Origin of the sequence: Streptomyces sp. NPDC002130 (assembly GCF_040296465.1) — a bacterium.
In the GTDB taxonomy this organism is placed as follows: domain Bacteria; phylum Actinomycetota; class Actinomycetes; order Streptomycetales; family Streptomycetaceae; genus Streptomyces.
Genome location: NZ_JBEOXI010000074.1, coordinates 13781 through 29190, shown reverse-complemented (window position 1 = coordinate 29190; position 15410 = coordinate 13781). Strand labels below are relative to the sequence as shown.

Annotated in this window: 12 protein-coding genes and 1 pseudogene; 10 read left to right on the top strand and 3 right to left on the bottom strand. The window is 72.7% G+C overall.

Annotated features, from left to right (window positions below; all coding sequences use genetic code 11):
- Both ABT116_RS16700 and ABT116_RS16695 read right to left on the bottom strand, forming a co-directional pair.
- Positions 1-282 (bottom strand): annotated as a pseudogene (locus ABT116_RS16700) (hypothetical protein); the annotation flags it as partial.
- A gap of 235 nt (positions 283-517) precedes the next feature.
- Positions 518-1240, bottom strand: coding sequence for a hypothetical protein (locus tag ABT116_RS16695; RefSeq protein WP_351633531.1), 723 nt, complete (start codon positions 1238-1240; stop codon positions 518-520).
- A gap of 399 nt (positions 1241-1639) precedes the next feature.
- Between ABT116_RS16695 and ABT116_RS16690 the strand changes: the two genes are divergently transcribed.
- From ABT116_RS16690 to ABT116_RS16655, 8 genes are read left to right on the top strand one after another with little or no spacing between them, the layout of a single operon-like run.
- Complete coding sequence (locus ABT116_RS16690; protein WP_351633529.1) at positions 1640-2722, top strand: DUF3344 domain-containing protein; 1083 nt, start codon at positions 1640-1642, stop codon at positions 2720-2722.
- A 50-nt stretch (positions 2723-2772) separates the two neighbouring features.
- The gene (locus tag ABT116_RS16685; RefSeq protein ID WP_351633527.1) at positions 2773-4023 is read left to right on the top strand and encodes a glycosyltransferase family 4 protein; all 1251 of its coding nucleotides are present in this window, start codon (positions 2773-2775) and stop codon (positions 4021-4023) included.
- Entirely contained in the window at positions 4020-5447 is a 1428-nt protein-coding gene (locus ABT116_RS16680) for an exopolysaccharide biosynthesis polyprenyl glycosylphosphotransferase (RefSeq protein WP_351633524.1), read from the top strand. The genes ABT116_RS16685 and ABT116_RS16680 overlap by 4 nt, the downstream gene beginning before the upstream one ends.
- Positions 5448-5452: 5 nt before the next feature.
- On the top strand, positions 5453-6790 hold the full coding sequence (locus tag ABT116_RS16675) for an O-antigen ligase family protein (RefSeq protein WP_351633521.1): 1338 nt from the start codon (positions 5453-5455) through the stop codon (positions 6788-6790).
- Positions 6787-8487, top strand: coding sequence for a lipid II flippase MurJ (locus ABT116_RS16670; protein ID WP_351633518.1), 1701 nt, complete (start codon positions 6787-6789; stop codon positions 8485-8487). The genes ABT116_RS16675 and ABT116_RS16670 overlap by 4 nt, the downstream gene beginning before the upstream one ends.
- Positions 8471-9235, top strand: coding sequence for a polysaccharide deacetylase family protein (locus tag ABT116_RS16665; RefSeq protein WP_351633515.1), 765 nt, complete (start codon positions 8471-8473; stop codon positions 9233-9235). Before ABT116_RS16670 ends, ABT116_RS16665 begins: the two co-directional genes overlap by 17 nt.
- Position 9236: 1 nt before the next feature.
- On the top strand, positions 9237-10388 hold the full coding sequence (locus ABT116_RS16660) for a glycosyltransferase (RefSeq protein WP_351633512.1): 1152 nt from the start codon (positions 9237-9239) through the stop codon (positions 10386-10388).
- Entirely contained in the window at positions 10385-11041 is a 657-nt protein-coding gene (locus tag ABT116_RS16655; protein ID WP_351633510.1) for a YveK family protein, read from the top strand. Before ABT116_RS16660 ends, ABT116_RS16655 begins: the two co-directional genes overlap by 4 nt.
- A 55-nt stretch (positions 11042-11096) precedes the next feature.
- Here the strand turns inward: ABT116_RS16655 and ABT116_RS16650 are convergent, their stop codons facing one another.
- Positions 11097-12434, bottom strand: coding sequence for a glycoside hydrolase family 26 protein (locus ABT116_RS16650; protein ID WP_351633508.1), 1338 nt, complete (start codon positions 12432-12434; stop codon positions 11097-11099).
- Between the two features lie 167 nt (positions 12435-12601).
- Here ABT116_RS16650 and ABT116_RS16645 point away from each other — a divergent pair, with 167 nt between their 5' ends.
- Entirely contained in the window at positions 12602-13852 is a 1251-nt protein-coding gene (locus tag ABT116_RS16645; protein WP_351633505.1) for a carboxylate--amine ligase, read from the top strand.
- Positions 13852-15120: an NAD(P)-binding domain-containing protein gene (locus tag ABT116_RS16640; RefSeq protein ID WP_351633502.1), complete on the top strand. Its 1269-nt coding sequence runs from the start codon at positions 13852-13854 to the stop codon at positions 15118-15120. The genes ABT116_RS16645 and ABT116_RS16640 overlap by 1 nt, the downstream gene beginning before the upstream one ends.
- The last annotated feature ends 290 nt before the right edge of the window (positions 15121-15410 follow it).

The following is a 15410-nucleotide window of genomic DNA, read 5'->3' as shown; positions in this document are numbered from 1 at the left end:
GTAGGGAGCAGCCTGCTGAGGAGCCGACGCCTGGTAGGGAGCAGCCTGCTGAGGAGCCGACGCCTGGTAGGGAGCAGCCTGCTGAGGAGCCGACGCCTGGTAGGGAGCAGCCTGCTGAGGAGCCGACGCGTAGTACGGAGCACTCTGAGCAGCCGGCGCCTGGTCGGGGGCGCTGTAGCCGGTCGGCGCCTGCTGCGGAGCGTTGTAGGCGATCGCGGGGGTGGCGGATCCAGCGGCGATCAGTGACCCGGCAAAGACGGCGGCAGCCTTCAGAGACTTCATCGTGTTCCTTTCTTCGGCAACGCACGTCGCCGGAGGGGATTCTGTCGCCGTGCCTAACGAGCCCTGGTCTGGGCGGAAACCGAGATCCCGAAGATTGCCGATACCTCATACGAGACCTATTAAAAGACCGGAACCGGGGCCGGGAAGAAACCGAAGGAAACACGAAGTGGGGCGGGAAGAGCGACAGTCGTGGCGCCGCTCCCTGAGGTCGGCACCACGACTGACGGGCTCTGGGTCAAGAAGTCGGCGACACGACCGGCGTCAGCAGTTGGATCTCCGGAATCTCCGAGAGCTCGGGGAGCGTGACAGCCGTCTCGGCGGGTTCCGGTGTCGGCAACGGGCCGGCCGGCTCGGCGGACGACTCCTCGGACGGTGCCGACGCATCGGATTCGTCCGGGAGCGACAGGCCACCTCCGTCCAGCGCGGCCAGGAGGTCGTCCACTCCGGTCAGCAAACCGTCGACCGAGGGAAGGACGCCGTCGACACGCGAGGTGATCGCCTCCAGGAGGCCGTCGACCGCTCCGACCACGAGGTCCAGCAGGTCGGTCACGGGGTCGGCGGCGCGCGGCACCGGCACCCCGGGTACCGCGACGGGCAGGGCGGGAGCGGGTAGCCGCACCACCGTCGACATGAGCGGGGTTCGCGTCCGCTTGGCGGCCGCCTCGGTCAGGGCGGCCTTCGCGGCGGCTCCGAGCTTCCTGGCCTCCGCCGGAGGCAGTGTGCCGTTGTTGTTCCGGAGCACAGTCGTCAGCAGGTCGGCGACGGGGGTGAGCTCGCCCCAGTGCAGTTTCTCGATCTGCGCGAGCCGCGCCTCCACGCCGGGAAGCCGGGCCTCGGGCGCCACATGGCCGTGCCCGCGGGACGATTCGGCCGCCATGGCGACGGGGCCGGTGATCCCGACCAGAAGGGCGGCGCAGAGCGCACCGGACGCGATGCGCCGCACGGGCAGAGCACACATGGGAATTCCTTTCGACGGCGTTGGATCTTGAGCCCACCGTGAAAGCACCCACGCCTTCCCGCAACCGCTCATACGCTTTTCGGGATTCCGCAATTCCCCCTTTCGCCGCGTCAGGGCTGATCAGACGGTTTGTAAGGGCGCACCGCTCCGTGCCCTGACGGAGCAATGCGGCGGCCCGCGCGGAGCGGAGGGCGGTTCCCGAGGGGCAGGCCGACGGCCGGAAGCAGCAGAGACTCGCGCTTTCACGATTCCGACACACTTGTCAGATTTCATCGGATTTCATCGACTATGTCCGGTTGATGACTAGAGTTGCGAACCGCCCGACGCACTCCCAGCGCGGACACATCGCCTTCGTGGCGCTCTGCCACGGCCCCCCGTTCGAAAGGGCAACGACCGGTCATGCGTCATTCCTTGGGCCCGCTGTTCCGCCGCGCGACCGTGGGCGTCCTCGCTCTTGCCGCCGTCTGGGCGGCCGGCAGCTCCCCCTCCGCCGCACCGGCTGCCGCGCCCGCGCCGGAAGCCGAGCGTCTCAGCTTCACCGAGCGGTACCGCGCGCTCCAGCACGGCGGCATCGTACGCGCTGCCAACGCATCGATCACCTGCCGCACGGCCCAGAGCTCTTCGTGTCCCGAGGTCCAGGCGGGTGGCCCCGGCGTGAACGGCGACTTCGACATGTTCTACGTCGACGTCGACCGCGACGCCAACACGTACAACTCCTCCCGCGGGGAGGTGCGCCTGCCCAGCGGCTCCCGGGTGACGTACGCGCGCCTCTACTGGGGCGGCAATCTGCGCGTGGGCGAACAGAAGCCGCCGCAGGACAACGAACGCGTCCTGATCGCCGAACCCGGCGGCGAGTACAAGGAGTTGCTCGCGGACACGACGGTCGGACACCGCGTCATGGACGGCATGGACGCCTTCCAGGCCTCGGCCGACGTGACACGGCTGGTGCGGGAGGGCGGAGCGGGTCTTTACACCGTGGCGCAGATCAACATCGCCATGGGCAGATCCACGGCCGGGGCCTGGGGCGGCTGGACGCTCGTGGTGGCCTACGAGAACCCGGCGGAGCCGCTGCGGCACCTCGCGGTCTGGGACGGCTTCACCCCGCTGGGGGCCGGCCAGGAGATCGGCCTGGGCGGCCTCGACTTCGCCGCGGGCGCGTGGGGCCGTGCGGGCCTGGTGGCGTACAACGGCGACCGCGGCACCGGCGGAGACTCGTTCACCGTGACGACCGGCCAGTCCGGGACCGCCCTCAGCAACTCCGCCAACCCCCGCGACGACGTCCTGAACTCGACCATCAGCGAGCCCGGGGCGGATGCGTCCCGTGTGCCCGCCCACACCAACACCCTCGGTTACGACTCCGACGTGTTCGATCTCGGAAGCGCCCTGCAGAACGGCGGGGACCAGATGACCTTCCGGATCCAGTCTCAGCAGGACGCGGCGTGGGCCGGCGTGCTCTTCGCCGCCGTCGACGCACGGCGGTGAGCACGTCACCGCCCGCCCCGAACGCCTTCGCGAGCGAGGAATCCGCGCACATGCACCTGTCATCCACCGCGCCCCACCCCAGAGTCCTGCACCTCACCCAGCCGGTGGACGGCGGTGTCGCACGCGTCGTCACCGACCTGGTCCAGGCGCAGCTGTCGGACGGCCTGGACGTCACCGTGGCCTGCCCCGACAGCGCGCTCACCACGAAACTGCGGACGCTCGGCGCGCGCGTACGGCACTGGCACGCCACGCGGTCTCCCGGTACGTCGCTCATCCGGGAGGTACGGCACCTGGCACGGGTCATCGACGAGGTGCGTCCGGATCTGATCCACGCGCACAGCGCGAAGGCCGGACTCGCCGGACGCCTCGCGGTACGCGGGCGGATCCCGACGGTCTTCCAGCCGCACGCCTGGTCGTTCGAGGCCGTCGGTGGAGGCACCGCGACCATGGCGCTCATGTGGGAACGCTGGGGAGCGCGGTGGGCCTCACGCGTGGTGTGTGTGAGCGAGGCGGAACGCGCGACCGGCATGGGCGCCAGGATCACCGGCCGCTGGACCGTCGTCCCCAACGGCATCGACCCGGAGCGCTTTCGTCCGGCCGCCGCCGGCGCCGTACGGGCCGGACTCGCCCCGCTCGCCGGCATCCACCCCGCGGCACCGCTCGCCGTGTGCGTGGGGCGGCTGTGCCGGCAGAAGGGGCAGGACGTCCTGCTGCAGGCGTGGGAGACCGTCGAACAGCAGGTGCCCGACGCCCGCCTCGTCCTGGTCGGCGACGGGCCGGACCACGACCGGCTTCGCGAGAACGCCCCGAAATCCGTGGTGTTCGCGGGCGCCGTCGCCGACGCCTCCCCTTGGTACCAGGCCGCCGATCTCGTCGTCCTGCCGTCCCGCTGGGAGGGCATGGCCCTGGCGCCGCTGGAAGCGATGGCCTGCGGGCGGCCGGTCGTGGTCACGGACGTCGACGGCGCCCGCGAGAGTCTGCCCGCCTCCAACTCCGCCCGGTGCCTGGTCCCGCCGGAGGACCCGGCGGCGCTGGCCGGAGCCGTCACCGCGCTGCTGGCAGACCCCCTGCTGCGCGCATCGCTCGGCGACCAGGGCCGCCGGCACGTGCTGTCCGCCCACGACGTGCGGCACACCGCCGAAGCCGTCTCGGACGTCTATCGCGACCTGCTGGGCCCATGGACCGCCACCACCCCCAGCGCTGAGCACGGTCAGCCGCTCGACACCGGACGTGGCACCGAGGCGAACCGGCCGGCACAGCGCGTCGAGCCCACCGAGTACAGGGAGTCCATCCACTCGTGACCGCCGAACGTACCGTGCCTTCCCCCGGCGTACCGCCGCGGGACCACGGGTCCTCACCAGTTACGGTCATGCCCCCGCGCGGCACGACCACCGGTTTCCGGTCGTCCGCCCCGCGGCCCGCGGCCCGGCCGGCCTCACCCGTCCCGCTGCTCGTGGCCGACGGCTTCGCCGCCCTTGCGGGCACGCTCGCGCTCACCGGAGCCCAGCGCCACCCACTCCTCGTCACCCTGCTGATCGTCGCCTCGCTGCTGCCGCGCCGCCGCGACGGGCGGCCGCCGGTGCCCGGGCTGCTCGACGAACTGCCCGCCCTGTGCGGCCGCATCGCGGTGGCGTGGCTGGCTCTCGCGGCGCTTCTGGCGGCCTACCGGCCGGAACACGCGTTGTCCCTGCGTACCGTGCTGACCGGTCTCGCCCTGCACACGGCGGCCGGCTGCGCGCTGCGCGGAGCCGTGCACGCGCGGCGTCGCGCCGCGCTGCTGCGCCACCCGCACACGGCACTCGTCCTCGGCCCGGTCACGACCGCGCAGCGGGTGGCCGCCGCCGTACTGCGACACCCGCGCTGCGGCGTCCGGCCGGTGGGGATCGTCGCCGAGCAGCCGGACGGCACCGAGACGCTGCCCGTGCTGACGACCGCCGAGGAGGTCGAGCGTGCGGTCATCCAGAACGGGGTACGGGCGGTGCTGGCCGTGCACCCCTCCGTACGCGCCGAACAGGAGCCGCTGCTGCGGGCACTGGCCGATGCGGGCTGCGTGGTCTGGGAGGTCGACGCCGACACCCCGTCGTACGCGACGCGGGAGCGGTTGGCCGGGTTCTCCTGCCGACGGCTGGACATGTCCCAGGCCCGGCGTGACAGCGCGGCCAAGCGGACGCTCGACATCCTTGTGTCGGGGGCGCTGTTGTTGCTGGTCAGCCCACTGCTGTTGACCTTCGCCGCGGTGCTGCGGATCAGCGACGGGCCGGGCGTGGTGTTCCGGCAGGAGCGCATCGGCAGGGGCGGCAAGCCGTTCACACTGCTGAAGTTCCGCACGCACCGCCCGGTCGACGAGCACGAGTCGGCGACCCGGTGGAGCGTGGCGAACGAGAACGAGATGCGCTGGTTCTGCCGGATGCTGCGGCGCACGTCGCTCGACGAACTGCTCCAGCTGTGGAACGTGCTCCGGGGCGACATGAGCCTGGTCGGGCCTCGACCCGAACGCCCCTACTTCGTCGCTCAGTTCGGCCAGACCTACCCCGGTTACTCGGTCCGCCACCGCATGCGGACCGGCATCACCGGCCTCGCCCAGATCCACGGCCTGCGCGGTGACACCTCGATCGAGGACCGCTGCCGTTTCGACAACGCCTACATCGACGACTGGTCCCTGTGGCAGGACGTCTGCATTCTGCTGCGCACCGCCGCCACGGTGGTACGTCCCACGGGGAGCTGAGACAGGTGAGCCTCGCACTGACCCCGCTCCCCCGCCGTGACGCGCTGACACCGGCCCTGCTCGTAGTGGCCGTGCCGGCCTTGCTGGCGCTGCCACTGACGTCGGACGGAGCGGGGCCGGCCGATGTGTTCTCCGGGCTGGTGGTGGTCTACTGCGTGATCCGTCTCCTGCTCGAACGGCGGCGCCCGCTGTCGCCCGCCGCCGCGGTGATTCTGGGCCTGCCGGTCGTGGGGCTCGCGCTCTCCACCATGGGGGCGTTCTCGTCCGAGGCCGGGCTCGCCGGCCTCGGACGCTATCTGCAGACCTTCGTTCTCGTTCCGGCAGCGGTACTGCTGCTGCTGCGCGACCGGACCGGCTTCCGGTTGGTGGCCTGGGCCTGCGTGGGGCTCGGTCTGTGCCAGGGGGCCCTGGGCGTCCACCAGTTCGTCACCCGGACCGGTGCCTCCTACCAGGGCGCGAACATCCGGGCGGTGGGCACCTTCGGGTCGCACGACGTGATGGGCATGGCGACGGCGGTCTCCCTCGGCCTGGTGTGCGCGGTCGGTATCGCGCTGGGCCGGGTGTCCGTACGGCAGCGGGCGGCCGCCGCCGCGTGCGCAGCGGTGCTGCTGCTGCCGCTCGCGCTCTCCTTCAGCCGGGGAGCCTGGATCGCGACGTTCCTGACGTGCGCCGTGCAGCTGGTTCTGACCGGATGGCGGCGCGCTCTCAAGGTGGCCGCGGCCGCGGTCGCCGCGGGTGTGATCCTGGTGGGCGGGTTCGGTGTGGGCTCGGTTCTCCTGCAACAGCGCATCGGCAGCATCGCCCAGGTCGCCGACGCCCCCGACCAGTCCGTCGTCGACCGGTACACCCTGTGGGCGTCCGCCACGGAGATCTGGCGGCAGCACCCGCTGACCGGGGTCGGGCTGAAGGGATTCCCCGAGTACCGGGACGGACACGCCACGCTCGCCCTGTCGTCGGGCAGCGAGACCGAGGGCGCGGGAGCGGCGTACCAGCGGCAGCCGCTGCTGTCTCCGCACAACATGTACCTGCTGGTGCTGAGCGAGCAGGGCCTGATCGGGCTGCTCGCGCTCGCCGGAAGCTGGCTGGCGCTCCTGGTGTGCGGGGTGCGGCGGCTTGTGGGCGTCCGCGACCGCGGCCCGGGAGCCGACTGCGGGCTGGTCGCCTGCGGGCTGCTGATCTGGCTGCTGACCGACTTCATGTACGGCGACATCGGCGGCCCCTCGACCGTGCTGATCGCTGTGGCGATGGGGCTCGGGGCCTGGTGGGCGCTGACCGGCGACGCACGCGTGGAAGCGCCCCGCAGCGGGGTGTGTGAGCGCGCCGAGGAGGCCCTGGTTCGATGACGGTGGTGCCTTCGCATTCCCCCGGCTCCGAAACGGACGATGCGGTGACCGTGCCCCCGGCGCGGGCCGCCACCAAGACCGGCGACGGTACCGACCAGGCCTCGGCGCAGTCGTCGGTCTCGGGAAGCTTCCTGGCCAGGGCGGCGCTCGTCACGGCATCGCTGTCCATCGCCGGTTCACTGCTCGGCCTGGTGCGCGACCAGTCGCTGGCGCGGCTGTTCGGCGCCGGGAGCGACACCGACGCCTTCCTGGTGGCGTGGACGGTTCCGGAGTTCGCCGCCACGCTGCTCATCGAGGACGGGCTGGCGATCGCGCTGATCCCGGCGTTCAGCATGGCGCTGGCCCGCCGCGCCCGGGGCGCACCGGGCGACCCGGTCCGCGCCCTGGTCGGCGCCACCCTGCCCCGGCTCTGCCTCGCCCTCGCCGCGGTGGCCGCCCTGATCGCCGGCACGGCTCCTCACCTGGTCCAGGCTCTCGCCCCCGGTCTGCCCGACCCCCGGCTCGCCGCCGACTGCACCCGGATCACGGCCACCTGCGTGCTGGCCTTCGGGCTCGCCGGGTACTGCAGTGCCGCCCTGCGGGCACACCGCTGTTTCCTCGCGCCCGCGGCGATCTACGTCGTCTACAACACCGGCATCATCGCCGCGATGTTCCTGCTCGGCGAGGACTGGGGCGTACGCTCCGCCGCGGTCGGGGTCGCGGCGGGCGGCTGTCTGATGGTGGCGGTGCAACTGCCGTCGCTGTGGCGGCGCCTGACGTCGCCCACGCCGCACCTCGCCAAGGCCGGGGCGGTGAGCGAGGAGCGGCCGATGCAACTCGCCCTGATCGCCGCGGTGCTCCTGTTCGCCCTGTGCCGCCAGTCGCAGGTTCTCGCGGAGCGCTTCCTCGCCTCCGGCCTGCCCTCCGGTGCCATCTCGCACCTGAACTACGCGCAGAAGGTCGCCCAGATCCCGATGACGCTGTCGCTGATGGTGTGCACCGTCACCTTCCCGGTGGTGGCGCGGGCTCTTGCCGACGGCGACACCGCGCGGGCCCGCAGCCGTGTGGAGCGGGACTTGGCGCTCGCCTCGTGGCTGGTGCTGCTGGGCATGTGCGCGGTGGTCGCCTGCGCACCCCAGATGATCGAACTGCTCTTCCAGCGGGGAGCGTTCACCCCGGGCGACACCGACGCGACAGCGGACGTCATGCGCGTGTACGCCCTCGGGCTGCTGGGCCAGACCCTGGTGGGCGCCCTCGTGCGGTCCTACTTCTCAGCGGGCCGGGCCACCTGGTACCCGCTCGGCGCGATGGCGGCGGGCATCGCCGTGACGTCCTGGATCGGCGCCGGCTCCGTGCACTCCTGGGGAGTGGCGGGGATCGCCGCCGCCAACGCCCTCGGCATCACCGTCACGGCGACCCTGCTGCTCGCCGGGCTGCGAACGGGCCGGCCGAACAGCCCTCACAGCGTCTCGGTCCGTGTCCGGCCGGTCCTGGCCGAGCTGAGCAGGCTGGTGTCCGCCGCGGCCGTCGCCACGGCCGCGGGGGCGTTCGCCGCGAGCCGGCTGCCGTCCCCGGCGGCGGGCCTCACGGCCGGCCTCCTGACCGTGACCTTCGTCTTCGTCCCGCTCAGCTGGGCCTTCGGTGCCCAGAGTTCCGCGTCCGCTCTGCGCTCCCTACGCGCCGTCACACGAAGGCTCACACATGGCCGTTCCCGTTGACTCCCTCGACACCGGCAGACCCCGGGCCCCGCGCAAGGGCCCGGCCCCCTGGGTGGCGATGTACCACTCGGTGGGCGACTGCTCGGACGATCCGTACCGCATCACGGTCACGCCCGAACGGCTCGGGGCGCAGCTGGCCTGGCTGCGCCGGCGCGGGCTGCGGGGCGTGTCCGTGACCGAGCTGCTCGCCGCCCGCGCCCGGGGCGAGGGGCACGACCTGGTCGGGCTGACCTTCGACGACGGGTACGCCGACTTCGTCACCGACGCCCTGCCGCTGCTGCACCGCTGGGACTGCGGCGCGACCCTCTTCGTGCTGCCCGGACGGCTCGGCGGCGAAAACGCCTGGGATCCGCTCGGCCCGCGCAAGCCGCTGCTGACCGCGGACGGCATCCGGCGCGCGGCCGCCGAAGGTGTGGAGATCGGCTCGCACGGGCTGACGCACGTCGACCTCACCAAGGCGGACGACCTGACTCTCAAGGCCGAGGTCGCCGAGAGCCGCGCACAGCTCGAGGAGCTGACCGGCGCCCCGGCCGACGGCTTCTGCTACCCGTACGGCACGATCGACGCCCGCGCCGTGGCGGCCGTCCGGGAGGCGGGGTACACGTACGCCTGCGCCATCGACCCGGGCCCGCTGACCGGTCCGCACGCCCTGCCGCGCGTGTACGTCGGCCAGGACGACACGGCGTGGCGCCTGCACCTCAAGCACTGGCTGCACCGGCTGCGCCGGCGCCCGGTGGAGGGCCTGTGAGATGAGGGCTCTGCACATCATCACCGGACTCGGCGTCGGCGGGGCCGAGCAGCAGTTGCGCCTGCTGTTGCGTCATCTGCCCGTCGACTGCGACGTCGTGACGCTCACCAACCCCGGCGCGGTCGCCGAGGGCCTGGCGGCCGACGGTGTCCGTGTCACGCATCTCGGCATGGGCGGCAACCGTGACCTGGCCGCGCTGCCGCGCCTGGTCCGGCTGATTCGCACCGGCGGCTACGACCTGGTGCACACGCATCTCTACCGGGCCTGCGTCTACGGCCGCTTCGCCGCACGCGCGGCCGGGGTCCGGGCGGTCGTGGCCACCGAACACTCCCTGGGCGACTCACAGATGGAGGGCCGCAGCCTGACGGCAGGGGTGCGGGGCCTGTACCTCGCCAGTGAGCGGCTCGGTTCGGCGACGGTCGCCGTCTCCCCGACGGTGGCCGAGCGCCTGAAGCGCTGGGGCGTGCCCGCGCCCCGCATCGAGGTCGTGCCGAACGGCATCGACCTGGACCGCTTCCGCTTCGGCCCGGAGCGGCGCGCGCACGCCCGCAGGCACTTCGGCCTGCCGGAGGACGCCTGGGTCGTGGGCGGTGTCGGCCGGCTCACCGCGGGGAAGCGGTTCGACGTCCTCGTCCGGGCGCTCGCCCTGCTGCCGGACGAGTGCCGGCTGCTGCTGGTGGGCGGCGGCCCCGAGGAGCCCGCCCTGCGTCGCACGGCCCACGAGGCCGGCGTGGCCGAGCGCGTCGTCTTCGCCGGCGAACGTCCCTACGTAGGCGACGACTCGCGGGGTCCGGACCTGCCTTCGCTCACCTCGGCGATGGACCTGCTGGCGTCCCCGTCCACGGAGGAGGCCTTCGGTCTGGCGGCCGTGGAGGCTCTGGCGTCCGGACTGCCGGTGCTCTACGCCTCCTGCCCGGCCATCGAGGACGTGCGCCCGTCCGCTGCCGCCGGTGCCCGGTGTGTGCGCGGCGGCCCCGAGGCCTACGCCCGTGCGATGGCCGAGGTCCGGGCGGCCGGCGCCCGGCCGCGCAGGGCCTCGGAGGTCGCCCACCACTACAGCATCACCCACTGCGCGGCGCGTCTCACGGACGTGTACGCGGCAGCGGTGTCCAGTTCGCCGTCCCTCTCACCTCTGGGAGCCACCTCCTCATGACCGACACTCCGTCCCGTCAGCACCGCCTGTCCCCGGCTCGTCTCAGGGGCCTCCCCCTGTGGTCCGTGCTGGCGGCAGGCACCGTCGTCGGGGGTCTGCTCGGCGGCTCCTACGGCTTGCTCACACCCTCCACGTACACGGCCACGAGCTACGTCATCGCCGTACCCACCGAAAAGTCCACACCGGACGCCGCCCTCGGATTCGCTCAGGCGTACGGCCGGGTCGCCACGCAGCTCGCGGTGCTCGGGGACGCTCAGGTGTACGCGGGCGTCCCGGTGCGCACCCTGCAGCACAGTGTGCGCACGGCGACGTCGCCGGACGCGCCGATGGTCGCCGTCTCGGCCACTTCCCCGCGCCCCGGCCTCGCCGTCGACATGGCCAACGCGGTCACCCGCTCGCTGACCCGCCACGCGGAGGACAGCAGTGACAGCACCCACGTGCGGCTCGTGCAGTTCTCCCGGGCGGTGGAGCCGCGCGAGCCGACGTCCGCGTCACCGGCGGTGACCGGTCTGGTGGGGGCGAGCGCCGGCGGTCTGCTGGGCGGCCTGGCCCTGCTGGCGCGCCCCCGGAAGGGCGGCCGGGACGGCGAGAGTGCCCCGACCCCCTCGGTGCCCGGCCCGGCTGCCGCCGCCGATGTGCGCGGACAACGGTGACGACGGCGGGCCCGGCCGAGCACGGCACCGGGGAGCGGGCTTTGAGGCTGGTGGATCACCACCAGTCGAAGCGCAGGCAGAGCTTCCCGCCGAGCCACTCCTCCACCCAACTGCCCAGATCCAGCGGCGTGCAGTCCGCCGGGGACGGCGTCGTGCCGGGCGGGGTCGGCTTCGGCGTGGGTGTGAGGGGCGGGGCCGCCTGGTCGGTGCGCCCGAACAGGGTGGACCGGTAGAGGTGGGACGACTTCGGGTTGGCTCCGCACTGCCACACACCGTGCGGGCAGTAGTCGGTCAGCGTGTTGTAGAGCGGTCTGTGCTCGTTCATCCAGGCGAGCATGCGCCGCATGTACTCGGGATTGTCACCGTTGCGGAAGAGCCCCCATTCCGGGTAGGAAATGGGTTTGCCGTGAGCCTTCGCGAAATCCACGTGGTGCTGCAGCCCGTAGGGCTCTTTCACCTGTTGGTCGAACGACATTCCGTTCGGCTGGTCATAAGAATCCATGCCGATGACGTCGACCGTGTCGTCCCCCGGATAGCATTTCGTCCAGGGAACGGCATCCTGGCCACGGCTCGGCGTGAAATCGAACCGAAACTTCTGGCCCGGCACGGAACGCATGGTGGCGACGATCCTGTTCCAGTACTTCTTCCAGGCCTCCGGGTCCGGCCCACAGCGATGGGTGTACGTGGTGCCATTCATTTCCCAGCCGAGCACGATGACCGTGTCCGGCACCCTCAGCTTCACCAACCGCTCGGCGAGGACACGGAAGTGGTGATCGAACTCCCCGGCCGCGCCGCGCCGCAGCAGCTGCCTGACCTCGTTGTCGGAGACGCCCTCCTCGTTGCGCTCCTGCATGGGGACGTTGAGGACCAGCATCCGGTCGGCCTTCTTGTTGCGCCAGTGCGCCCACACGTCCAGGAAGTCGGCGGCACCCTCGATGTCGCGCCAGCGGTGTCCCGGCAGATAGGTGTGGCCGACGCGGAGCTCCGTGCCGCCCAGCCAGTGGCTGAACAGCGGCATCCGCGCCACGCCACGGGCGTCGGACTTGAGGAAGACACCGAAGGCGGGAATCTCCTCATCGGCCGCCGCAGTGGTGGCCGGGGCGGGCGTCGGGGGCTGGGCGACAGCCGCAGGTGTGAGGGCTGGCGGTGTGAGGGCCGGCGGTGTGAGGGCCGGCGGAGGTGTGAGGGCCGGCGGAGGCGTGAAGGCCGGAGGTGTGAGGGCCGAGGGCGTGGCTGCGGGCGCCACCGGGGTCGGCGCCGGAGCCCGGGGCTCGGCGGCCTGCGCCACCCCCACCCCCGCCACGAGGCCGGACGCCAGGGCGGCCGACGCGGCGACCGCTGCCGCGCCCAAGGTCAGCCGGCGGGCCTTGGCCCGCCTGTGCTGTGGGGCCATGCCTGCTCCTTTCTTCGCTCTCGTCCGGAGTGCTGCCGCAATTGGTGTTATTGACGGGCAGTCATATAAGTGAGTCATAGAAAAGCCTGGAGCGCCAGTGCCGTTGCGGCTTTCGAGTGCCGGGCTCGCCCGTGCGGGTGAGCCGATCGAAGAGAAAGAGAGAATTCGTGTCGCTGCTCGACATCCGCGTCCCCGCTGTTGTGCTGCGGATCGACCGGAATCCTTTTCACCACGGAACACTGGGGGCCGTGCGCTCGCTCGGCAGGGCGGGAGTGGAGGTACACGTCGTCGCTGATACCGCGGGAAGTCCCGTCGGAGCGTCGCGTTACGTACGGCAAATGCACCCGCCGCCGCCCCCGGGGGCGTCCACGGAGGACATCCTCGCCGTGCTGCGCCGCGTGGCCGACCGGATCGCACGACCCGCCGTCCTGGTCCCGATGGACGACGCGAGCGCGATCACCGCGGGGCGGACGCGGGACGAACTCGCGTCCTCCTACCTTCTGCCGGAGATGCCCGGCACCCTGGCCGAGCGCGTCGCCGACAAGGCGGAACTGGCCGCCGTGTGCGCGTCCGCCGAGGTACCGCACCCGGTGACGCTGATCCCGGACAGTCCGGCCGAGGTCGACGAGGCCCTGCGGCGGCTCGGGCTGCCGGCGGTGGCGAAGTGGAGCCGTCCCTGGCTGCTGCCCGCCGGCAGCGGACTGCGCAGCACGGTGCTGGTGCGGTCCGTACAGCAGGCCCGGGAGCTGTTCTCGCGCACCGAGGAAGCGGGCAGCCGGCTGCTGCTCCAGGCGTACCTGTCACCGGGGCCGGACCGGGACTGGTTCTTCCACGGCTACGCCGACCGCTCGGGCACCGTGCGCGCGGGCGGTCCGGGCCGCAAGCAGCTGGCCTGGCCGCGGGGGGCGGGCCTGACCGCGGTGGGCTGCTGGACTCCCAACCCCCAGGTGCAGGCGCTGGCCGAGCGGCTCACCGGCGAGCTGGGCTACCGGGGCATCTTCGACCTCGACTTCCGCCGCTGCGGCGAGACGGGCCGTTACCACCTGCTCGACTTCAACCCGCGCGCCGGCGCCCAGTTCCGGCTCTTCGCGGACAGCACGGGCCTGGACGTCGTACGGGCCCTGCACCTGGATCTGACGGGCCGTTCACTGCCGGCCGGGGCCCCGATGGCCGGGCGGGCGTTCGTGGTGGAGAACTACGCGCCGATGGCGGCGCTGCGTGCGGCACCGGGCGGGCGCGAGCTGGCCTGGTACGCCGCGGACGACCGCTCCCCCGGACGGGTCATGTGGGCCCAGTGGTGCCGGCACGTGTCCCGCCGGCTGTGTGAGCGGCTGGGCACGGCGACGGTGCCGACGCCCCGGCTGACCCCCCGGGCGGCCTCGCCCTCCCTGACCGACAACGAGAAAGCGAGCAGTTGATGGTGTACGACCTTCTGGTGGTGGGCGCAGGCCCGTACGGTCTGTCGATCGCGTCCCACGCCGCGGCCGCCGGGCTGAACCTGCGCGTGTTCGGCCGGCCCATGGCGTCCTGGCGGGACAACATGCCCCGCGGCATGTTCCTGAAGTCGGAACCGTGGGCGTCCAACCTCTCCGACCCGGCCGGGCAGTGGCGTCTGGACGTCTACTGCGAGCAGCACGGCTTGACGGCACGTCATGCGCAGCCGATTCCGGTCGAGGCGTTCGCGGAGTACGGCCTGTGGTTCGCGCGCAACGCCGTACCGGAGGTGGACGAGCGCACGGTGACCCGGGTGGCGGCCGGGCCGGGCGGTTTCACGGCGGTCACCGAGGACGGCGAGGAGGTGCAGGCGCGAACGGTGGCCCTGGCTGTCGGCGTGATGCCGTTCGTCGAGGTACCGCAGGCACTGCGCGCACTGCACCCCGCCCTGGTGACGCACAGCAGCCACCACAGCGACCTCGACCGCTTCCGCGACAAGGACGTCACGGTGATCGGCGGCGGGCAGGCGGCCCTGGAGACGGCGGCACTGCTCGCCGAACAGGGCACGCGTGTCCGTGTACTGGCGCGGGCGGAACAGCTGCGGTGGAACGACGTGCCGCCGCCGTGGGAGCGCCCCTGGTACCAGTCGGCCCGCTCCCCCCACAGCGGCCTCGGCCCCGGCTGGCGGAACTGGTTCTACGCGGAGCGCCCGAACCTCTTCCGGCGGCTGCCGGAGCCGACCCGGGCACGCATCGCGACCACGGCGCTGGGGCCGGCGGGCGCGTGGTGGGTGCGGGACCGGGTGGAGGGCGTGGTGGAGCTGCTGCCGGGCCATGAGGTCACCGCGGCCTGTGCGGTGCCGGGCGGGGTGCGGCTGGACATGGCGAGCCGTACGGGTGCTCTGCGCAGTCTGGAGACCGAACACGTCATCGCCGCCACGGGGTTCCGGGCGCGCTGCGACCGGCTCGGACTGCTCTCCCCCGAGTTGCGCGGCACGCTGGCGGCACTGCCGGACGGCTCCCCGGAGGTCGGGCGCAGCTTCGAGTCCTCCTACCCCGGCCTGTTCCTCGCCGGCCTGGTGACGGCCTCGGGCTTCGGCCCGGCCATGCGCTTCGTGCAGGGCGCGTCCTTCACGGCGTCGACACTCGTCCGTGGAGTACGCCGCCGGCTCGGGGCGATGCCGGTGGGCGGCGTCGTCCCCGCTCCGGTGGACGGCAGCCGGAGCGAGTCGCCGTCGCCCGTGCACCGCTGACGGGGGACCCCGCACGGTGACCCGTGGGCCGCTGACGGCGACAGCGTCGTCAGCGGCCCGCTCCCGTGCCGGGAAGGGCGGTCGAGCAAGCCGGTGTGACGCGACGGCCGACACCCCCCGGACCTTGGTCGACGGGGGGTGCGGGTGATGCGGTCCGGGGGCGGCCACGGCCGCGCGCCGGGGACGGCGACGTGCCGGGGCCACGCGGGCGGTGGCCGCGCTGCCGTCCGGGCCGTGCGGCGCGCGGCCGCCGGGTCGGCCGGGATGGGCCACCGGGGGCGGCAGGCGCC